24 protein-coding genes are annotated in these 21,858 nt (G+C 39.6%); 3 read left to right on the forward strand and 21 right to left on the reverse strand.

The window, feature by feature from the left end:
- Nucleotides 1-6: 6 nt before the first annotated feature.
- From CTY48_RS02320 to spoIIIAA, 14 genes are all read right to left on the reverse strand, one after another.
- A complete protein-coding gene (locus tag CTY48_RS02320; protein WP_099466905.1) occupies nt 7-822 on the reverse strand; it encodes an ABC transporter permease in 816 nt (271 codons plus the stop codon).
- A gap of 2 nt (nt 823-824) precedes the next feature.
- Nucleotides 825-1,652, reverse strand: a complete 828-nt coding sequence (locus tag CTY48_RS02325) for an ABC transporter ATP-binding protein (RefSeq protein WP_099466906.1) — start codon at nt 1,650-1,652, stop codon at nt 825-827.
- Nucleotides 1,653-1,715: 63 nt separating this feature from the next.
- On the reverse strand, nt 1,716-2,867 hold the full coding sequence (locus CTY48_RS02330; protein WP_099466907.1) for an iron-containing alcohol dehydrogenase: 1,152 nt from the start codon (nt 2,865-2,867) through the stop codon (nt 1,716-1,718).
- 52 nt (nt 2,868-2,919) lie between these two features.
- Nucleotides 2,920-4,245: an aminotransferase class III-fold pyridoxal phosphate-dependent enzyme gene (locus tag CTY48_RS02335; RefSeq protein WP_099466908.1), complete on the reverse strand. Its 1,326-nt coding sequence runs from the start codon at nt 4,243-4,245 to the stop codon at nt 2,920-2,922.
- A gap of 207 nt (nt 4,246-4,452) precedes the next feature.
- Complete coding sequence (locus CTY48_RS02340) at nt 4,453-5,613, reverse strand: PucR family transcriptional regulator (protein ID WP_099466909.1); 1,161 nt, start codon at nt 5,611-5,613, stop codon at nt 4,453-4,455.
- An 18-nt stretch (nt 5,614-5,631) separates the two neighbouring features.
- Nucleotides 5,632-8,172 carry an ABC transporter substrate binding protein gene (locus CTY48_RS02345; RefSeq protein WP_099466910.1) on the reverse strand — a complete coding sequence of 847 codons (2,541 nt, stop codon included), beginning with the start codon at nt 8,170-8,172 and terminating at the stop codon, nt 5,632-5,634.
- A gap of 298 nt (nt 8,173-8,470) precedes the next feature.
- Entirely contained in the window at nt 8,471-9,223 is a 753-nt protein-coding gene (locus CTY48_RS02350; RefSeq protein ID WP_099466911.1) for a SpoIIIAH-like family protein, read from the reverse strand.
- A 17-nt stretch (nt 9,224-9,240) separates the two neighbouring features.
- Nucleotides 9,241-9,828 (reverse strand): stage III sporulation protein AG, encoded by a 588-nt coding sequence (locus CTY48_RS02355; protein WP_099466912.1) that lies wholly within the window; start codon nt 9,826-9,828, stop codon nt 9,241-9,243.
- A gap of 3 nt (nt 9,829-9,831) precedes the next feature.
- Nucleotides 9,832-10,410 carry a stage III sporulation protein AF gene (locus CTY48_RS02360; RefSeq protein ID WP_099466913.1) on the reverse strand — a complete coding sequence of 193 codons (579 nt, stop codon included), beginning with the start codon at nt 10,408-10,410 and terminating at the stop codon, nt 9,832-9,834.
- Between the two features lie 14 nt (nt 10,411-10,424).
- On the reverse strand, nt 10,425-11,576 hold the full coding sequence (locus CTY48_RS02365) for a stage III sporulation protein AE (protein ID WP_099466914.1): 1,152 nt from the start codon (nt 11,574-11,576) through the stop codon (nt 10,425-10,427).
- 19 nt (nt 11,577-11,595) lie between these two features.
- Nucleotides 11,596-11,982, reverse strand: a complete 387-nt coding sequence (locus CTY48_RS02370; protein ID WP_099466915.1) for a SpoIIIAC/SpoIIIAD family protein — start codon at nt 11,980-11,982, stop codon at nt 11,596-11,598.
- A gap of 9 nt (nt 11,983-11,991) precedes the next feature.
- Complete coding sequence (gene spoIIIAC / locus CTY48_RS02375) at nt 11,992-12,186, reverse strand: stage III sporulation protein AC (protein WP_099466916.1); 195 nt, start codon at nt 12,184-12,186, stop codon at nt 11,992-11,994.
- Between the two features lie 26 nt (nt 12,187-12,212).
- Nucleotides 12,213-12,731, reverse strand: coding sequence for a stage III sporulation protein AB (locus tag CTY48_RS02380; protein ID WP_099466917.1), 519 nt, complete (start codon nt 12,729-12,731; stop codon nt 12,213-12,215).
- A gap of 2 nt (nt 12,732-12,733) precedes the next feature.
- Entirely contained in the window at nt 12,734-13,690 is a 957-nt protein-coding gene (gene spoIIIAA, locus CTY48_RS02385; protein WP_180272617.1) for a stage III sporulation protein AA, read from the reverse strand.
- 183 nt (nt 13,691-13,873) lie between these two features.
- On the opposite strand from spoIIIAA, the gene CTY48_RS02390 reads away from it, so the two are divergent.
- Complete coding sequence (locus CTY48_RS02390; protein WP_099466918.1) at nt 13,874-14,113, forward strand: glycine radical domain-containing protein; 240 nt, start codon at nt 13,874-13,876, stop codon at nt 14,111-14,113.
- A 293-nt stretch (nt 14,114-14,406) separates the two neighbouring features.
- Here the strand turns inward: CTY48_RS02390 and CTY48_RS02395 are convergent, their stop codons facing one another.
- From CTY48_RS02395 to CTY48_RS02425, 7 genes are all read right to left on the reverse strand, one after another.
- Nucleotides 14,407-14,907 (reverse strand): hypothetical protein, encoded by a 501-nt coding sequence (locus tag CTY48_RS02395; RefSeq protein ID WP_099466919.1) that lies wholly within the window; start codon nt 14,905-14,907, stop codon nt 14,407-14,409.
- 165 nt (nt 14,908-15,072) lie between these two features.
- On the reverse strand, nt 15,073-16,758 hold the full coding sequence (locus tag CTY48_RS02400) for a M56 family metallopeptidase (protein WP_099466920.1): 1,686 nt from the start codon (nt 16,756-16,758) through the stop codon (nt 15,073-15,075).
- A 14-nt stretch (nt 16,759-16,772) separates the two neighbouring features.
- Nucleotides 16,773-17,159, reverse strand: a complete 387-nt coding sequence (locus tag CTY48_RS02405) for a BlaI/MecI/CopY family transcriptional regulator (protein ID WP_099466921.1) — start codon at nt 17,157-17,159, stop codon at nt 16,773-16,775.
- Nucleotides 17,160-17,368: 209 nt separating this feature from the next.
- Nucleotides 17,369-17,998 carry a nuclear transport factor 2 family protein gene (locus CTY48_RS02410; RefSeq protein ID WP_099466922.1) on the reverse strand — a complete coding sequence of 210 codons (630 nt, stop codon included), beginning with the start codon at nt 17,996-17,998 and terminating at the stop codon, nt 17,369-17,371.
- A 218-nt stretch (nt 17,999-18,216) separates the two neighbouring features.
- The gene (locus tag CTY48_RS02415) at nt 18,217-18,696 is read right to left on the reverse strand and encodes a flavodoxin domain-containing protein (RefSeq protein ID WP_099466923.1); all 480 of its coding nucleotides are present in this window, start codon (nt 18,694-18,696) and stop codon (nt 18,217-18,219) included.
- Between the two features lie 3 nt (nt 18,697-18,699).
- Nucleotides 18,700-19,107, reverse strand: coding sequence for an FMN-binding protein (locus tag CTY48_RS02420; protein WP_099466924.1), 408 nt, complete (start codon nt 19,105-19,107; stop codon nt 18,700-18,702).
- A complete protein-coding gene (locus CTY48_RS02425) occupies nt 19,104-19,712 on the reverse strand; it encodes a TetR/AcrR family transcriptional regulator (RefSeq protein ID WP_099466925.1) in 609 nt (202 codons plus the stop codon). The genes CTY48_RS02420 and CTY48_RS02425 overlap by 4 nt, the downstream gene beginning before the upstream one ends.
- A 209-nt stretch (nt 19,713-19,921) precedes the next feature.
- Here CTY48_RS02425 and CTY48_RS02430 point away from each other — a divergent pair, with 209 nt between their 5' ends.
- Together CTY48_RS02430 and CTY48_RS02435 are read left to right on the forward strand one after the other, a co-directional pair.
- A complete protein-coding gene (locus CTY48_RS02430; RefSeq protein WP_099466926.1) occupies nt 19,922-20,845 on the forward strand; it encodes a DMT family transporter in 924 nt (307 codons plus the stop codon).
- A gap of 38 nt (nt 20,846-20,883) precedes the next feature.
- Complete coding sequence (locus CTY48_RS02435; RefSeq protein ID WP_180272618.1) at nt 20,884-21,858, forward strand: aromatic acid exporter family protein; 975 nt, start codon at nt 20,884-20,886, stop codon at nt 21,856-21,858.

Raw genomic sequence — 21,858 nt, forward strand, 5'->3', positions numbered from 1 at the left:
TTCCTCCTATCTTTTCTTTTTTCTCTTATAAGGTGACACCGCATGCTCCAATAAAACCATCAGATAAAAGCTTAAAATACCGATGATGGCACTTAAAAATACAATCTGCCAGAAAATATAAATCGTAGTAGCATGCTTTAGTGATTGGGAAAGTGCCGTTCCAAGCCCTGCTCCGCCCTGTAGGGTATCTACCAGAATAGCTGCTGTGATTGCCATAGGAGCCGATATTTTTAAGCCTGTAAAAAAGTAAGGCAGGGACGACGGTATCAAGAGCTTTCTGTAAATCTCATATTTGCTTGCCGCCAGGGAATACATCAGCTCATGCTTCTCCTTGGCAATGGATTTGAAACCCGCAAGCGTGTTTGTCGCTACAGGGTAAAAGGTAAGGATTGCAGCAATGATAATCCGGCTCTTATTAATATCCTTTGTGATTGCAAGCACAATCGGTGCCATACCTAGAATCGGTATCATCTGTATCATCATCAAATACGGAAATAATATTTTTTCAACCGGCAAAAATAAATTCATAAGCAGTGCCAGCAAAAATCCAAGTCCCGCTCCGATGACAAATCCAATTCCTGCACGATACAACGTAATTCCCGCATTGCTAATTACCATTTGAAATGCCGTCTGGCTTCCGTTTACCTTATTATCCGTAAAAACAGACTGTACAATCTGTGACAGATGCGGTAATACATTTTCCGGCGAACGCTTGGTCTGTTCAATGGCTGTTGCTCCAAGTTCCCAGACAATGATAAGTCCGATTACCCACACAAGTGTTACCATATATTTCGAGGAAAGTGCCTCTTTTATTCGGTTCATAATCATACCCCCTCAAAGCTGTTTCTTACCTTTGACACCAAAGCATTGAATTCCTGCGTTTCCTTCATCTCAATCGGTCGGGGCCTTGGAAGGTCTATATCCACAATCGCCGATACACGTCCGGGATGCGGTGAAAGCACGACCACACGGTCTGACAGATAAACTGCCTCCTGAATATTATGTGTCACAAACAATATCGTTTTATTTGTTTTCTGCCAGATGCGAAGCACATCTTCATGAAGCTTTTCCTTTGTAAATTCATCCAGAGCGGAAAACGGCTCATCCATCAAAAGAATTTCAGGGCGGATTGCCAGTGCTCTTGCTATATTTACTCTCTGCTGCATACCACCGCTCAGCTCATGAGGATACTTCTCCCCAAATTCCATTAGGCCTACGAGCTCAAGCATTTTGGTTACTCTGACTGTGCGGTCCTTCTTCGGCATGCCGAGAAGCTCCATCGGCATACATACATTTCTTCTCACACTCCTCCATTCGTACAAAACAGGCGACTGGAATACGATGCCATATTTCTTTTGTAATCGGATGTCCCTCGGTGACTGTCCTCTGACCGATATACTTCCCGACGTTTTTTCCTGCAAATCTGCGATGGTCCTAAGAAGTGTCGTCTTTCCGCAGCCGGATGGTCCTAAGAGTGAAATAAATTCTCCCTGCTTGATTTCTAAATTAACATTCGAGAGTGCTACGATTGGCTCTCCTCCGTTTTTATCCGGGAACTTAACGCTTAAATTTTCTATGATGATTTCCGTTTCCCTTGGAAGGGAGTGGTCTCTTTCTTTAAATTCTTCTTCCATTATTTCCAAATTTCTCATGTGAAGCCTCCTTTGCATACAACAAGGGCGTAAAGCCTTCGCCTTACGCCCTTGTAAGTATCATTAATACAATTTTTTATATATCGTTACTAAATCCTCTTTGGTAATTTCTTTTATCGTATTGGAAGGACTCCCGCTTGCCATAGCGTCTGCCGACATCTTATCGATAACCGACTCAAAGTCCTCCTTTTTGATGCCATATTCCAAAAGGTTAGGAATTTCACACTGCCTGCATAACTCTTTCAATGCTTCAAAAAATGCCTTTGCCGCTTCTTCATCCTGGCTGTTCTGCTCTGCCGCCCCGATTACCTTTGCCATCCGTGCAAATTTATCATAACAGCCATCCGCCACGTAAGAGAGACATTCGGTAATCAGCATTGCGTTGGAAATTCCGTGCGGTACATGAAATAATGCTCCGATTGGTCTGCTCATTCCATGAACTAAAGTTACCGACGCATTGTTGATACAGACACCTGCTTCAAACGCCGCAATGGACATTTCCTCTCTCGCTTTCTTATTTGTCCCATCCTTATAAGCAAGAGGCAGATAGGTAAAAATCCGTTTGATTGCCGACAGTGCATACAAATCAGTCAGTGTATTTGCCTTTCTGGAGGTGTAGGATTCCACCGCGTGGGTTAAAGCATCCATCCCTGTTGCCGCCGTGATATTTTTCGGTGCCGTAAGAGAAAACTGCGGGTCGATAATTGCAACCTTCGGAAGCAAATCATCTCCCTTTAAAAGCATTTTGACACCCTTCTTTGTATCGGTGATAATTGTAAATTTCGTCGTCTCAGATCCGGTTCCGGCTGTAGTTGGTATCAACACCATAGGTGGAAATTTCCCTTTAATCTCAACTCCCATGTAGTCTGCGATATCTCCCTCCAAAACCGTCATTGCGGCAATCGCCTTTGCACTGTCAAGAGGGCTTCCGCCTCCGATTGCAATAAGAAAATCACTTTGGGATTCCTGATATGCTTCCACACCCGCTTCAATCATTTTGTCTGTCGGTTCCCCTGTAATGTCGTTAAAGATTTCATAATCAATATTCCATTTGGTGAGATAATCCGTAAGGATTGTCACAGTTCCCATGCGGGTTACATTTTTTCCGGTCACGATAAATGCCTTTGTTCCCAAAGCTTTGACAGCATCTTCACTGCTTTCCAAAGCATTTTCTCCTAATATTGTCCGTCCCGGTAACATAAATTGAATTGCCATACTACACCTCTTCTTCCTTTCATCATTCACAGCTTTTCGAACTATTATAAACTTATAAGAACTCTTTGTCTACAATAGAAAGAACCTCTTCGAGCTTTGCGAGCTCTTCCGTAAGCTGTTCCTCTGTGATAATAAGAGGCGGCGCAACCAAAATTATATTTTCATGGGTGTAAGTCATAAATCGTCTTTCCTTCAGAAGTCCCACTATTTTTCCCATAATTCCATCCGGATCTTTTCCGTATGGAACAATTGCTTCCTTGGTTTCTTTGCTCTTTACAAGCTCAATTGCAGAAAATAGACCGATGTAACGCACATCGCCGACACACTTATATGCCTCCTTCATCTCCTCCAGCTTCTCGCCAAGCACCTTGCCGGTTTTCTCTACCTTCTTTAAAATCTCTGCCTCTTCGTAGTAATCGACACATGCCACACCTGCCGCACAGGATAACGGGTGTCCGCTGTAGGTAAGTCCGCAGGAAAGCAGGTTATCATCAAAGTATGCCGCAATTTCCTTGCTTACCGCCACACCTCCAAGCGGTACATAGCCGCAGGTGACGCCTTTTGCGAAGGTAACGATGTCCGGCTTGATATCAAAATGTTCAAAGGCGAACATCTTGCCTGTACGACACCATCCTGTCATGACTTCATCACAAATCATCAAAATACCATATTTGTCGCAGAGAGCCCGCACACCCGGCATATATCCCTTCGGCGGTATCAATACTCCATTGGAGCCTGTAATGGTCTCCTGCACAATTGCTGCGATATTATTTGGTCCTTCGTATTGAATTTGTTCTTCCAACTTTGTCAAATAATACTTTGTCGCCGCCTCCTCGGTCTCAAAATCCACTGCCTCACGATAAACATAAGGGTCAAAAAATTTTACAAACCCCGGAACACCCGGTTCTAACGCATATCTTCTCGGCTCTCCTGTCAGACTTCCTGCTCCGAAGGAGGATCCATGGTAACTTCTGTATCGGCTGAATACCTTATTTTTTCCGGTGAAAAGCCTTGCAATTTTTACCGCATTTTCGTTTGCTTCAGCACCCGCATTTGTAAAAAATACTTTTCCCATATTGTCAGGCATCAAATCAATAATCTTTTTCGCAAGTGTGGCTCTTGATTCTGCTCCGTAGGAAGGACCTACAAAACAAAACTGATCCACCTGCTTCTTGATTGCCTCATTGATTGCCGTATTGCCAAAACCAAGGTTCATATTGACAAGCTGAGATGACATATCGGTATAGCGGTTTCCTTCATAATCCCAAAAGTAAATTCCTTCCGCCTTCTCTATAGAAATTGGATTTAATCCCTTCTGCTTGCTCCATGATTGTAAATTATATTCCTTTAATGTGCTTTTTATTTCTTCTCCATTCATTCTGATTACCTCCTATTTTCCTAATGATATAAAAAAAGCAGCGCACGGATAGCTTTTTAGCTCCGTCGCTGCTTTGTGTTGCTTATGATTTTTAACATGTTAGTATTATAACCATATCCGTATTGCATTTGCAATCGGCAACTGAACAAATATGATTGTGCAGTTGCACATCTACTTTCACCCTGCAACTTTAGGACTTCCAACCTGTCAAATAATATCCTGTATATAAAATCCCAAATATAATTTTACCTTATCCTCTAGCTCAAGAGGGTTGTAGCCTGTAATTTTCTCAATCTTTTTTAATTGATTTGTCACCGTATTCCGGTGAATGTACATTTTCTCAGATACAAGCTGAAGACTTCCGTTATTCTCCAAATAAGTCTTTAACAGCGACATCAAATCAGTCTCGTTCTCTCTGTCGTATTTTTCCAGAAGACCGATTGTGTCATTATAAAAATTCCGTAGGACAGACTTGTCGTTCACGGCATATAAAATCTTATACACACTTAGATGGTCATAGAATAAAACTGGCTCCTTCTGTCGCCTTGCCATCTCCATTGCGGCAATTGATTTCTCAAAATTATGCTCCTGTTTGTAGATGCCAGGGCGGTTTGAGCTGATTCCCATAAAGAGCTTAGAGATGTCCTTTCCTCTTTTCACAAGCTCCAAAAACTCCCTTACAAACTCTTCAATCTCCTCGTCCAAGTAATCCACAAGAACGAATACCAGATTTTCCTTATAGGTAAAGGAGATAAACAGCTCTCTTATTTTTCTCGCTATCTTTTCTGCATTCGTACCAAGTTCCTCCAGATAGTCTTCGCCTATGCCGCTATCCTCTTCCTCCAGACAAAGACTGATAAAGCAGAAACGATCGCTTCTTTTATAGCCGTAGCGCTCCATCTGCAATATTTGGGACTCCAAATCGCCGATATTAAAAATGATATTTTTTATGGTCGTCGCCATACTGTTTTCCACGTTGTCATTCATCATAATTCGACGGCAGAAATCTCTCGTCATATCCACCATACGGGTTTCCCAAGGTATGGTAAACAGCGGCATATTTACCTCGTCGCAATATGCCGCTACCTCCTTCGGGATTTCTTTTGTGTAGGGACCAAGATTGACCACAAAGGCACTGGCTCCTGATGCATTTAGGTTCTTGGCAAAATTAAGAAGCCAATCCTCTGATTTGTTTAAAATTCCGGCGGTAAATACAAGCTCATAACCATGCAAAAAGGAGCTGACCTCGTCATCTTCAATGATATGCACCCATTGAACCAGATTATTCAGCCCATTTCTTCCGGCAATTAATTCCATCTTATATAAAAATGATGCATTTTTTACTAATTTTTTTACAATAATAGCCATTCTGATGTCCTTCTTTTTCTAGTATCGTGCTATAAACTCCTCCAATGCCGCAATCGGCAAAGGTTTCGAATAAAAGAAACCTTGAATTTTATCACAGCCATTTTCTTTCAGATAGTCAAGCTGTGTCTGTGTTTCCACTCCCTCGGCTACAATGGTCAAATTCATTTTATGCCCCAGATCAATAATTGCGTCTGTTACCTCCGTCGTTACCAAAACATTCGCGATATCATCCACAAACATCTTATCAATCTTTAAGGTTGTAATTGGTATCTTTCGCAAATAAGAAAGAGAGGAATAGCCTGTTCCAAAGTCGTCAATCGCTATCTTAATTCCAAGCATTCGAAGCTGCCTGATTTTCTCTGTAACAAGTTCCGGCGATTCCATAATAACTGACTCCGTGATTTCCAGCTCCAAAAGCTCCGGTGAAAGTCCCGTCTTGCCCAATACGTTTTCTACTATGCTGATAAAATTATCCTGCACCAGCTGTGTGACTGATATGTTGACGGATATGTTAAAACTCTTTCCCACTCTCCGATTCATATCCACAATAGTATCACATGCCGTCTGTAAAATCCACTCTCCGAGCACCGTGATAAATCCCGTCTCCTCTGCAACAGGAATAAATTTGAGCGGAGAAACCATACCCATTACCTCGTTGTTCCATCGAAGCAATGCTTCAAATCCATCAATTGTGTCGGTTATGATATTAATCTGCGGTTGGTAATGAAGCTGGAATTCACCTTTTTTCAATGCCGATTTCAAATTATTCTCTATTGCAATTCTCTCCATTATTTTTTCTTTTAGCTGGGTATTGAAGAAGGAATAGCTGTTCTTTCCATTACTTTTCACTTGATACATCGCCATATCTGCATTTCGAAGCAGCTCGTCCACATTCTTTCCGTTCTCCGGAAAAACAGCAATACCAATACTTCCGCCAATGGTAAGCTGGTTCCCAACTATATTAAACGGATGAGAAAAACTGTCTACTATTTTATCGGCAAGCTCCCGTATTTCCTCTCGATCTCTCGCCTTACACAAAATAAGTACAAATTCATCTCCTTCAAGCCTTACCAACTTAACTGTTTCGCTTGCAAGCTTCGAAAGCCTGACGCCTATCTCATTTAATAATATATCACCAATATTGTGTCCCAATGCGTCATTTACAAACTTAAAGTTATCTAAATCTACAAAATATAAAGCTCCCATTTCAGAAGTTTCTTGCAGCTTTACATCAATATCTTTGTATAAATACAGGCGGTTATAAAGCCCTGTCAACACATCGTGATATGCTAGATACTCCAGTCTGTCACTGTATTTTCCTAGCTGCTCATGTGCCACCGTAATACTTTCTACATTAGCCCTCAGTTCCTCCTCGGTTGCAGACAGCTCTTCATATAGTGCCGTCAGCTCCTCATTTTTCTCCTGAAGCTTCTTTTTCATATGATTAATTTTTCTGATATAAAACAGAAGAATGATTGTAAAAACAACAAGAAGCAGAAAAACAAAAAGGACACCAAGCACTAAAGTGCGATATTCTTCAAAAAAAGAAAATGGTTCGTTTATAACCTGAGTTTTCTCCGGCAATAATTTTTCGGAAATCTGATATTTTTTCATAACCTGATAATCATATGTAAAATCGGATATTTCCTCTTGCAAAATAGGAATTGAATTGACATCTTTTCCATTTAAAATTTGAAGTGCCAACTCCCCTGACTGCCAGCCCTGCGTAATTCCGGAGGTCATATAACCGCCGAAGATTCCATGACCCAATCCGAAATCGTACAAATGGTAAACCGGTACGGGTGAAACCGCACTTAGTTTTTCACAAAACATCTCATGGTTGATTGAATGTCCGTCTGTGTCCATAAAATAGGTCGTCATAAGTATCATGCTGTTTTTATCTATTGCAGAAAGCCGCGAAAGAATGTCCACACTGCTTTCCTGATTCAGTGAAATGACGTTTAAGGAGGAATCAATGCTATTTGCCGCCTTAATACACAGCTCCCCCGTTGAAATGCCGCTCTCCGTGTTATCGTAAATCAAGTAAATATCTTTTATATCAGGGTTTATCACAAGTGCCGTTCTTATTGCCTTCTCCGGCTCCATTATCTCAAGTGTCCCTGTATAATTTGTTTCTCCTGCGGCAAGCGTGCTGGCACCTGTTGAATTAACACCGCTGAACACAATCGGCGCATCGGAAAAAATTTCACTGCGATATTTCAGGGCAAACGAAAAAGCCGCATCATCCGTACATAAAATAATATCTGTAGTCTGGGATGCATACTTGTCCTTCAAGCTCTTGTATACATTATCCAGATTAGTTTGCGTGGGATAACGCTTCCAATCCATATATTCAATTGAAATGTTGTATTTTGCATCTGATTTTGACAAAGAATTTAGCATACCCTCAGTTTGATCATCTGTCCATTGAAATCCACTGTGGTATGAATTTAATATAAGAATATTTTTGCTTTCCAAATCTGCTGCCTGAACTTGCTGCTGGCATGGAGACAGAAACCATATCGTCAATATGATAAGAACAAAAAGATAGTTTCTCATGAAACCTCCTCCTTTGTAGTCTATTCAATTGCCCCCCTAAAGCATATCATAAATTTATACTCCTATTTGTTTTCCCCCACAAATATTGAGAATATATAAATTATACCATTTTTTTCCTAAAAATACACCTAAAAATTTTATATTATCTTTCATTTTATTTTTATATTTTCTCAAGACTGAATATAAGGCAAAATGTGCTTTAATCCCCTTTGATAAAAAGCAGTGGAATATGGTGTTTCGGCTGTAAGATATTAACAATTAAAAAAGAATGTGCCAAGGCACATTCTTTCTTTATGTATTACTGCTCCACACTAATCGGCGTAATTACAATATTCTCTGCTGATACTCCAGTTTTTCTCTTCATAATATCTTCAATCTGTGCCCGCTTTGCATCGGTCATGTCTGCCATGTTCACAACTACATCCGCTGTGTCATCCGTGATACTTACAACTACATCCTCAAATCCCTTGGATTCTAATAAGGTTTCTGCTGCTGCTTCTCTCTCTGCGATATCGGTCATTTTAATCATTGCGTCAATAGCAGTCTGCTTTTGCTCGTCAGCAATTGAAGTATTGTTGATGATTTCCAATAAAGCCTCTTTGTTTTTTGCCCTCACCTGTTCTCTGGAAAGCTTTGCCTCTGCGATAAAGCCTACGCTTGTCGTTGCACTTGTGAGTACCGCTTCACCCGGTGTCTCTCCTGATGTGGTATCGGTCGTGTCTGTATCCGCTGCTGCTGTGCCTTCTGCTGTCTGTGCATCACTCGTTGTGTCAGAGGTCAAGTCCAAATCATAGCTTTCAATGTCATCCTCACCACTTGGAGCCAGTGCGTCTAATATTTCATTTTCACTGCTCTCCGTATTTGATGCCTGATAAACGTCCTCATCGGAGATATCGCCTACATCAACCTCTCCATCCTCCACCGGCGCGCTGGTTTCCTGCGTAGCTTCATTGACATCTATTTTTTCCGCATAGTTTAAGTAAAATGCCGCCGCAATCATAATTGCCAATGCCGTAATGACAATCTGATTTCTTTTAAATACATTCTTCAATTGCTTCGTCCTCCTTACTAATTAGATTCCATTTTCATTACCTTAATTTTATGTGCTTCTACGTGAAATAATGCCAGTATGGCATCTGAAATATTTTTCGCTACTACAGGGTCATCTCCTCCCTTTGCAATGACAATGATTCCTTCTATCTCCGGCTCAAGCTCCTTTACTACATACGGGATATTGCTTCCGCTTTCATCCTGCTCATATACGGTTGCCTCCGTCGTTGCTTTATCCGTCGTCGTCCTCTTTCCTCCCTCCGCATCCTCTTCCTGTGTGGAGGAAGACGTCGCAGGTGTATCCTTTTCCACAATAAGCTCTTTTGAGGATTTCAGTGTAATCATAACGTTTACCTCACCCACGCCGGAAACCTTGCTGAGTATATTCTCAAGGCGTTTTTCCAGCTCCGTCTCATAACTTGAGTCTTCTGCTTCCTTCTGAGTCTCTGAGGTTTCAACTGCTGTTTTTGCTTCACTCTCTTTTTTTTGTGTGCCGGATGTCGGCCATGCAATCACAATAAGTAGGACGCCCACCAACAGTACAATAAGGAGATTATCCTTTTTTATATTTTTAAAATCAAATTTTAGTTTGTTTTTCAGCTCCATATTTTACCTCTGTATATTAACATTTATATTACTCAAACCAACATTATAGAAGTCTTCCAGCACATTTTTCACACTAATTTCTTCGGGACTTTCCACCTGATTTTCCCCAATCTGAATTTTGCTCACCACAATTCTCTGACCCTCCTCTTCTCCCGACGTAAGGACAACCCCAATTTTCTCAAGATTTCCGTAAGTCTCACTTTCTCTGTCCTCATCCATCGTGATATTGGCTTCTACCATATGATACCCCTCCTTCTCCACAATCTCTTCCACCTGCCTGCCGATTTCAACCTTATATTCCTCCAACAGGTTCGTAGCCCCTGTTTCTGAAATCTCGTAGGTATCCAGATTTATGTTGCCTAGCTCCTGATTATAAATATTTTTGATAAAATTCGTATCCAGCCTGATATCCGCACCCAGCAAACTGCTGATTGGCGAGATAACCAGAATAATCATAACAATACCTGTAAATAGGTTGATATATTTCTTGTAGTTATTATTTGGTATGACATTCATAACGGCGGTTATGAGTATCATATAAAATGCAATATTCTTAATCCACTGATAAATTCCCGCAATCATAATATCATAACCCCTTATCCCATCGTCGTTGCCGTGACAATCGCAATCGTAATGATAAATAAAACAAGTGCCGTTGTCACAACCTTAATTAACAGTCTAACCCCATCGCCCACACTTCCGATACAGCTAATCATTCTGGTATCTGATACAGGCTGCATAACCGCCGCCGACACCTTGTACATAATCGAAAAAATCCAAAGCTGTATAAGAGGGGTAAGCCCTAGTACAACCAATATGATAAGTGCCGCGGCGCCCACTCCATTTTTGATGATGACGGCGGAGCCGATTACCATGTCCGTCACCGCATTGACTGCATTTCCTACTCCGGGTATGGCACTGACAGTCCTATTCAGCATAGTGGTGCGAAAAGCATCCACCGCGGGTGCCACAAGAGTTTGGATTACATTGAAACCAATGACAACCGTGAGCATCGCTTTTAACAGCCACTCAACCACTCCTTTGATGAGCTGTGCAAGTCTTGATAGAAAATCCTCTTTTGATAAATTATTCACAAGCATTAGAACTACATAAATATTGATGAGCGGTAAAATCAGATTGACAAACAGAAGCTGAACACCTGTAATAATCATCAGGATCGCCTGATAAAATACCGTCGCAGTCGTGACCTTGCCTGCAAAGGTCAGGGCGAGAGAATATGCCGGTACAAGTGCCCGCATAAATTCAATTAACGCACTCACCGCCTCCTCCGCGATAGTTGTCACCGCCACGAAGGATTTCATCAGTATCGTAAGCATCAGCATATAGACCACATAAAAACTGATATCGGAAATCTGGCTGTTTTGAAACACATTGCTGAAATTACTCAAAAGTGCTCCGGCAATCGTGATAATCATAATATGTACAACCGTCCTCTTTACATAGCCGACCTGACCAAATGCCTGCTCTGCCAGGGCTTGTATGATTTTTTCGATATCAAGGGGTTCCTTTCCCTTTATCACGTTTGCTATCATTTGCTTAAAATCAATTGTTTCTCCCTCTAAAATATTGTCGATACTCTTATTCACGTCATCAAATTCACTGCTCTGAGTGATTGATAAATCGCTTTCCATCGCATATGCGGTTGTCCCATATAATGTCAGCGGCGCCAAGAAAAAAAGGAAACAGCACACCTTACGCCTTGTCCATCTTAAAAATGCACATTTCATATACCCTCACCTGCCTTTATCAGCTTAAAAAGCTGTCGATTGTTTCCAACAGGGCAATGAGTACCGGCATACTCAGTGCCATAACCGAAATTTTTGCAAACACCTCAATTTGTCCTGCAATTGCACTATGCCCTGCATCCTTGCATATTCCGGCGGCAAATTCAGCAATATAGGTGATGCCGATAATTTTTGCAAGTGTTGTCAGGTATACCGTATTTAGCTTGATATAGCCTTGTATTTTGTTGATGGCATCTATGACAACCGAAAGCTTATCCGCAATACAAAATAGTATGATAAGGCTGGTCGCAAGACTGATGTAAATTCCGTATTCTGTTTTTGTACCCTTAAACTGAATGGAGAGTATCACTCCAATTAAGCCAATAAAGGCTATTTTTAACATATCCAATCCAATCACCTACAATGCAAATAAATTTTTGATGGTTTCAAACAAATCGTATATGTACGGTATAATCCAAAACAGTACGACAATCAGCCCCGCAAGACTGGTCAAAAATGCATGTTCTTCCCTGCCGCTATGTTTTAACACCTGTCCCAAAACTGACACCAGGATTCCTACCGCCGCAATTTTAAATATGATATTTACGCTCATCTCTTCCTCCATCCGTACCCGCCGTGTCAAAGTATAATCAGCACTGCAAAGATTCCGGCGGCTACGCCAAGGCAGTGATACACCCTGATTTTTTCATCTATATTTTCCTTGGACAACTTGATTTCCTCCTCAAGCTGTTCCACATACAAATCAATCATTCCCAGCTGCATTTCCTTATCCATATAGCCCAAATGCTCTCCCACACGCTTTAAAGTCTGACAGTCCGGCTTGGTCAGCTTAATCTGGGAAAGCTCCTCATCAATATGCTTACACCAGATGGCATAAAAGCTTTCGCACTCCAGACTTTCAATCTCCTGTGCAATCCGGTCAAAAAATAAATCAAAGGGTGCTCTCGCCCTTTTTCCTACATTAAAAAATGCTTCGCCCAAGGGTGCCTTCAAATATTGTATTTCACCTCGGAGCATCAGCATAAGTTTTTTGATGTATCTTAAGTTATCCAAACGTATTTTTAAATCTCTTCCTGCCGTAAATCCAATTCCCGTTGTCGCAAAAATAATCAGTGCCGAACCCGCCAGCTTTATCATCCTCAAGCCCCCTCTCGATAAATTATACTTCCTCTCTCGTCGTAAATTTCTTTGATATTTCCGACTTTCTTGTCATTATTTAAAACAATATATCGCTCAAATACCTTTTCTGTAATCATTTTCTGGAGAAGCGGCTTGCTCTTGATATCCTCAATGGAGCTCCCATGCACTGTCGCCAGTAGCTTGCAGCCGCAGTTGATAACTGCCTCAATCGCCTTTACATCCTCGTAATCACCAATCTCATCCACGGCAATCACACTTGGCGACATGGAGCGTATGAGCATCAGCATTCCTTTCGCCTTTGGGCAGCAATCCAGCACATCAGTGCGAATCCCTAAATCATTGACCGCCACACCCATGTAACAGCCGCCTATTTCGCTTCTCTCATCTACAACACCGACTGTTTTTCCTGTCATTCCGTTTACCCCGTTTGATATCTGCCTTATGATATCCCGAAGCAGTGTTGTTTTGCCGCATCTCGGCGGAGATATGATGAGGCAGTGATGAACCCTGTCCTCTTCCTCCACAAAGGGCATTACCTTGTCTGCACAGCCCTTCACCTCGTGTGAAATTCTTACATTAATATAGGAAATATATTTCAGCCCCGTTATTTTTTCTCCGTCTAACACTGTTTTTCCGGCTATTCCAATACGATGCCCTCCCTGAATGGTAATAAAGCCTTGCTTAATTTCATCCTCGAAGGCATACAGGGAATAACTGCTTATGTAGTCCATCGTCTCTTTGATTTCCTGCTTTGCTACATAATATGCGGCATTCTCCCCATTATGAAGTGACCCGTCCTCGCAGACAAAGTACTCTCTTCCTTTATAAATGATAAGGAGCGGGCTGTTGACCCGTAAGCGTACCTCTTGCAGTTGCTCAAAATCCAAATTGCTCTGCAATAAAATATTTCTGATGTTACCTGAAAAAATTTTAATCAGCTCGTCTTTTTTTATCATTCACTCACCTCTTAAAACAGTATATGAGGAGATTGACAATTTATGTTAGTAATTTTGTTTTGAAAAAAGAACAGTATAAAACCGTTGTTTCTATAGACAGAAATAAAAATATATGATATATTTTTCATATAGATAATAACAATAATAATTACTATTACTTAAATAATAAAGGAGGTTTTTCCTATGGCAAATCAAAATCAGGTAGATAACTTAGTAGCTTTATTAGATGGATACGCAGAAAAAGGCGGACATCACCTCAATGTAAATGTGTTTACAAAAGAAACTCTTTTGGATGCACAGGCGAATCCAGATAAATATCCTCAGCTGACCATCCGTGTATCCGGCTATGCAGTTAATTTTAACAGGCTTACCAGAGAACAGCAAAATGATGTAATTGCACGTACATTCCACAATGCAATGTAATTACTATTAAAAAGAGAGATAGTCCAGATTATCATTAACCCGAACTGTCTCTCTTTTTGATTCATTTTGTTTGGTGATTGTGTTTTATTCCATTACATTTTTATACCCTTATAAAATACTCCCCTTGTATTTTATGATTGGTGATGGATTTGATGATTGTTTCAAATTCATTGTTGGTGTTACTGTTAATTTGGTGATGGATTGTTGTTCAATTTCATTCTTGTTATTGTTGTTAATTTGGTGGTGGATTGATGACCCATTTCGTATCTGTTACTGCTATTAGCTATTCACAATTAATCCCAGCTAATAGTTCCCCCAGTAACCTTGAAACTGCTTGAGCCGCCATTATATACTGCCAATTTGCCATATCCGTCTGTCAATGATACTAGCGCTACATTCGGATTTTTTTCAGTGGTACCTATACTTGTACCATTTGTAAGAGAAATCGTACAAGTCGCCTCTACATCAGTCAATAAAGAAATGATTACCGCAATATACTTTCCAAACTTAAAACCATTGGTGTTACCTGTCGGATACCATCTAACCGTCTGACCTACACCGACTGTAGCGCTGGCAAGTGGGTAAGAATAAAGAACCGGCCCAGAATTTACCACATTACCATCTTTGTCAACGATTTCATAGGACAATTCACTCAATGAGTATACTTGTCCGCCAACGGTAATTGTGACTTCTGACAAATCTTCGGCTGTTGACAATGTTGCGGCATTTGCTACTGTACCGCTGCTTATCAGCAGACATAAGGTTAATGCCATTGCTATTACCTTTTTTAACATATAATTACCTCCGCTCTCTTATTATACAGCTGTATAATCGGATTATACTATTGTATAATGATTGCGTCAATATTTATTTTACATTTTTTTCTTATTTTTTGATTTATTTTCTTAAAATTTAAATAGTTTTTACATAAACACTTTATATTTCGACATTTCTTCTCGTTATTCGACATTCACTCTTCCGTCTAGCATTATTTCATAACCAGAAGTCCTGTTTGTCGTATATAAAAAATATTCTCCATCATTTTCTGCCGTCATCTTAACAGAAAATACCTGCTCTTTATTTGAATACATTTTATACATACTACCATTGAATATATATCCGATTTCCACCGCAACTTTAGCTCCATTCGCCGTTGCCACTCTCTCTTGGTCTAATCTAAATGATATTTCTATTGTCTGCCCTTTTTCAAGATACCAGCCTTTTCCGTCTGGTTTTGTAAAAATCGCCATATCTGCCGAATTAGTGATAATATCCGGTATTTTATAATACCCATCCTCCTGTTCTGTCGAAATATTGGTGACTGTGACTGCAAAAAAATCTTCCAGTTCTTCCTCACTTAGGATATCACTTGTAACCGGAGGAGGAGCATCTCCTTCAATCACTGCCGAACTGCTTGCCTTTGTCCCATTTGCAATCTGTTTTCCTCTGTTATACCAATCTTCCCCACTCAGCGGTCTCGCACCAATGATAACATAATCCAACACTTCCTCCGACACCGCCAAAGTTCTAACCGAACCCGCCGTAATAACGAGGAAAAAGACAACACCCAAAATAACCTTACCGCTGTACTTCTTCCCGGAGGAGATGATATTTCTCAGCCTGATTTTCATCGCCTTTGCCTCTTTGCACAGGCAGGTATTCAGAGCATTTTTCCTCATTATGGACTGCTGAATGGAAACCAAAATAGTCTCGGCATATTCCTGACGTTCCTTCAGTGGTTTATCCCGCATCACTTCATCGTCGCAGGATAATTCTATATCCATATCCGCTTCTTTTCTCATTATGTATACAAGTGGATTAAACCAATGTACTGCATTTGCCAGCAGTAAAATCAATTTATACCACAAATCATGGCGTCTGAAGTGCACAAGCTCATGATGCAATATATAATCTAATTCCTGTTTAGTATAATTTTCACAAGGAAGTACCAAATATTGCTTGAAAAGTCCAATAAGCATCGGACTTGGCACCTTTTCACTGACTATGATAGACGGGAGTTTTTTAATACCTTTCCTCCCTGCAATTTCCTTTATACACTGTTCGGGAAAATCCGATTTTCTTGGACGCTGCCAGCGAAATATCATTTTCTTTTGGAGCTTATATAAAAACAAATGATAGGCAAAGAAAATTAAAGCACCAATCATCCACAACAGTAACATAATATTGATTAGGGTAATTGATGCCTTTATGTCATTTTTCACATCAGCTATACGTGCTTCCAGTGAAACATTTATCTTCTGTGTATTTAATGTATGTTCTTTCTTCGTATCTGCACTTAGAATGTCTGTATTCGTATTAATATTGTACTGCACCTGTTCCGTGCCTGCCTCTGCGCTTCCTATATTTGCACTGTCATTCTCCGCATGCTGTCCATCACTTTCACTTATGCTCTCGCCTTTTTCCTCCGCAAATTCAATAACCGGAACCTCAATTTTAATTGGCTCTACGTCAATCGTTATCTGTATCGGAATGATTAAATATAGTGCAATCAAAAGCCAAATAAAATATTTATATTTTGCAGTATACCTTTTACTCAAAATCGGAGTTGCCGTCTTTAGCACTAAGATTATAAATCCGGCTATCATAGACTTTTCAATTATTGTAGCAAAAACTATTTCCGCCACAACTCACACACCCTTTATCCTTCGTCTGAAATCTTGTCAATAAATCTTCTCAGCTCTTCCAAATCATCGTTATTAATTACTTTTCCCTTATACAGTGTTGTGATAAGGTCACTAATTGAATTCCCGTAAAGCTTTTCTAAATTCAGGCTGCCTTCCTTGACCTTGTACTCTTTCTCCGTTACGAGAGCAGAGTAATAATTGCGTTCCCTCTTCTCACATTGAAGAAAACGTCTCTCCGTCAGTCTTGAAAGCACTGTCATAAGTGTGGATAAAGCCCACTTTCTCTTTCCTGCCAGCTTCTCCAAGATATAGTTTGAGGTAACCGGCTCATCTGCCTCCCATATTATAAGCATTATTTCAAGTTCTGCGTCCCCAAGACGCTTAATCGTATCTTTTTTCATTTCACCCTTCTTCCAAACCGATTAAGATGTCAAAAGGTGTTTTTGACGCCTTAATCTCATAACTTAATTCTAAAAACTTACGTTATCACATTATAACATAAATTATATCGTTGTAACAGGATATAATCCTCAAATAATAACTCAAAAAGCACCCCTATGGATGCTTTCTGAGTTATTATTTGGGAATTATGCTTCGTTCTTTATGCGGTTTAATCAGAAAATATAGAGTTTGCAGCTTTGTAAAAATTTGCAGTTACAGAATTTGCCAAATCATAGGTCATCTTGTTTATTTTCCAAGATCCTTTTTCTTTTACTAACTTAATTTTAAAGGTTTTCGTTTTGTATTTTTTCGCATAAGCGCTTTTATTATCTTTAATCGTTAACTTAAAAATAGTATTAAATTCCCTTAACAGCTCTTTCTCTGAATAGTCTTTATCATAGTTTATAATCGCAAATAAAAGAAGATTGGTAAATGCTTGTTCGTAGGTTTTTGACGAATCTAAATATTTACATTTTACAGTAACAGTTGCATTGCTCCCCTTAACCGCTACCTTCTGCACAGAGTAATTCAATGACTTATTTCTTGTTTTTATATAATTACGAAAAGCTGAATATGCATATAATTCCGACGGATCATAATCGTCCGTATTTTTTACATACTTGTTCATTTTTTTTACATCATATTTCTTTGCAGCCTTAAAATAATTATTAACAGTTGTTTTTACTTTAGTCTTATCAGATGCCGCAGCGGCAACCATTACATTGCCTTGAATAGGGCTCATTATAATAATAAATATAATGATGGCTGATAAAAACATGGATAATATTCTTTTTTTCATAACTCGTTCCCTTCTTTCGTTTCTCTGCTATTTTATCCCTAAGTTTTAAATAGCAATAACAAAAAATAATTATACCATGGCTTGAAGAAAATGCAACAAAAAATAGCCCGACGTTTTCAAGTACTGTATCTTCACACACTTTGTTCTTATTTTATTTCTGCAAATTAGACATAACAGCTGTACAAATTTTCCTATTGTCTTACCTTGATTTTTATGTATTATTTATTTAGTTCTTTTATAAATGCATCAATATTTTCATGTGAAATTTTTAAGGCTTCATGGTTGCCTTTCATTACTGTTTTCATAATTGACTTATCAATAAACTTCATTTTGTCTATTCTTGCTTCGCCGCCAAAATCTTTTATAACGATTGCACTTTTTAGTAGTGTGGATGGGAAATTTGTAGTTAAGTATTCTTTTGCTTGTTCTGGGAACCCGCAGCAAAGAAATATCCCAACTCTTTTTTTACTTAACAATTCAACATTTTCTTTGCAAAATTTACGCATTTTCTTTGAAATTGCACCAACATAGATTGAGCTACCAAAAATGACAGTATCATAGCTTTCTAAAGCAATGGCGTTAGAATTAGTCTTGTCTATGTCAGTGAGCTTTGCCGAATCAGACAAGCCAGATTTTAAGTATTCTGCACAATCCGCTGTGCATCCATATTTACTTGAATAAATAATAATTGTATTCATTTTTCATTCTCCTTGTCTTAAAGCATTTTCTATCGCTTTTCGTATTGTGTCACTACTATAAGTTGCAGAAGTAACAGCGTCTACTTCCAATGACTGCTGAGCTATGATACTATCTGTGATTTTCTCAGCTTTCTTACCTAACAACTGTTCATGTTCTAATATCGTAACACTTAGGACTTTTCCATTGTTTACCTCGACTGATACAGTAGCCCTTACTAATCCATTATCAGCACTTCCAACATAAACACCATCATTGATTGTGTCTATATCTACATTAGATACTTGTAAATCCGTAGGCTTTTGTGTTAGTACTATAGCGGCAAAGATACTAAATAAAACGAAAAGTACAATACCTATTATTAGTATTACCTTTCGTAAATTATCCCTGCCGGCTTTGTTTGGTTCCTTCATTCCTTAACCCCCTCCATAAGTATTTTTACAAAATCATCTACAAGTTGGTCGAAATTATCATGTAGATGTAATTGGTTTGCGATAGAACTCATTACGAAACCGAGTAATGCGCTTACAATCATCCACGAAGTATTCCGCGTGTCAGATCTAAAAACTTTTTGGGCAATTCCGTTAGAAATCAAATTATCAAGTATATCTATTCCCGAATTGGTAGGTGTACAATCTGCGCTTTCATTTGCAAATATGACATTTGTTCCGCTAAACATAATTGCTTTTACCATTTCCGACTCACTGCAAAGCTCTTTAATAAATGTGCACATAGTATTATAAAATTGTTCTTCCGCGGATAATCCTGGGTTCACATTTATGAGAGCCGTCACACCATCAAAAACTTTACTATAGAGTTTGTTAGACATATCCACAATTATTTCCGCTTTGTCTTTATAGTAAAGATAGATAGTGGTCGGTGAATACTCAATTTTAGCAGCAATTTTCCTTATTGATAATTTTTCGTATCCCTCTTGCTCAATAATCTCAATGGCAGCTTTTATGATTTTTCTTTTCATTTCTGTTTTTTCAATATCACGTCGTTCTTTAATTCCCATATAGTTCGCTCCTTAACACTGTTAATATAATTTACAATGCAATTATACGTTACTACTCATGATGTGTCAATATATTTTTCCCTTTGCGCGTGACACTTTTTTGACACTTTAATGCAACAAAAAATAGGAATTTACTGGAACAGCGCTAATATACGTGTTAAAATAGGTTACGGTTCTACCAATGCAGCACAAAGGAGTTTGTAAATACAATGAAAAATAAAACTATAACAGGGCATGCCCTTTCTCTTTTTACCATTTTTGTCTGGGGAACAACCTTTATCTCGACAAAGGTGCTCTTACAGGATTTTTCACCGCTTGAAATTCTGCTTATCCGCTTTATCATGGGCTATGCAGCATTATGGCTTGCCTATCCGCACCGACTGTCCTTGACGTCCAAAAAGCAGGAATGGTATTTCGCCGCAGCCGGTTTATGCGGTATTACATTATATTATCTTTTTGAGAATATTGCACTTACCCACACACTAGCTTCCCATGTGGGTATTATTGTTTCGGTTTCACCCTTTTTCTCGGCAATTTGCAGCTGCATTTTTCTGAAGGAAAAACGCCCGGGCGCTCGGTTTTATCTGGGTTTTGTGCTTGCGATGGCAGGTATCTGCCTCATCAGTCTGAAAGGGGATACCTCCTTTGAGGTTTCGGTAATCGGCAATATTTTGGCGGTTTTAGCGGCTGCAATATGGGCTGCCTACTCAACCCTTTTCAAAAAGATTTCGTCTTTTGGTTATTCCACTATTTCAGCAACCAGACGCACCTTTTTTTACGGGCTGCTGTTTATGCTCCCATGTGTTGGAATCATGGGCTTTGATGTAAATTTATCACAGGTATTTCAGCTCACAAACCTTCTCAATCTCCTATTTCTAGGACTTGGGGCTTCGGCACTTTGCTTCGTGACCTGGAATTTTGCCGTAAAGGTTCTTGGCGTTGTAAAAACAAGTGTTTACATATACATGATTCCGGTTATCACCACAGTTGTCTCCGTTCTCATTTTGCATGAGCCTATTACAGGGGCGGCTGTCGGTGGAATTGGCTTTATCTTAGTTGGCTTATTCTTATCAGAAAGCGGTAAAGACACAGAAGTAATTGTCTCTGAAAATCTAGGGCAGAGCGAAGGATGATTTGCCCAAAAAGCTTGGCATACAGGAGGGCGTTTGATATGAAAATTTTAAAAATTGCATTTGGCAGCGCTGTTGCTATTATTTTGGCTGACCTGATAGGTCTTAACTACAGTACCGCTGCGGGTATCATTACCTTGCTCACCATTCAGGATACGACGAAAGAAACCATCTTTATTTCCTTAAAGCGGCTGCTGGCATTTTGCTTTGCAACCCTGTTTTCTTTTGCCATCTTCAACCTGATTGGCTATCATGCCGTCTCCTTTGGCATTTTTCTCCTTGCCTTTGTTTGGATTTGTTATGCGCTGCGGTTACAGGATGCCATTGCAATGAATGCCGTTTTGGCTACTCACTATCTTTTGGAGGGAAGCATTCCGCTCTCCTTAATCACAAATGAATTTATGCTTTTACTCATCGGCGCAGGCGTCGGTACGGTGCTCAACCTTTTTATGCCGGATAAAGTAAAGCATATTCGAAATACACAAGCAATCTTGGAGACTGATTTAAAAAAGGTGCTCTCCAAAATGTCTCGGTATCTTTTGCTTGAATTCAAAGAGGGTTACACCGATGATTGCTTTACGGCTTTGGAGGAACATATTCAAACCGGTCTAAAATATGCTTATGACAACACAAACAACAGCTTTTCACAGGATTCCCAATATTTTATCGATTATATGCAGATGAGAAAGCAGCAATGCCAGGTTCTAAGAAATATTTATGAAAAAATAATTTCTCTGAATCATATTCCCCCACAGGCAAAGGACATCTCAGATTTTATCGATCATATTGAAAAGAGTCTGAAGGAATCAAATAATGCCGGCGGACTTCTATTGGAGTGCCACGCCTTATTCCAAAAGTTTCAGGAAAGTGATTTACCTGCCACAAGGCAGGAGTTTGAAGCGCGGGCGGTTTTGTATATGATATTAAAGGATTTTGAATATTTTCTTCAAATTAAAGGGGAATTTGCCGCCTCACTTTCCGAGGAACAGAAGAAAAAATATTGGACGACAGTTTAA

This window comes from Konateibacter massiliensis, assembly GCF_900184995.1.
GTDB classification, from domain to species: Bacteria; Bacillota; Clostridia; order Lachnospirales; family Lachnospiraceae; genus Lachnotalea; species Lachnotalea massiliensis.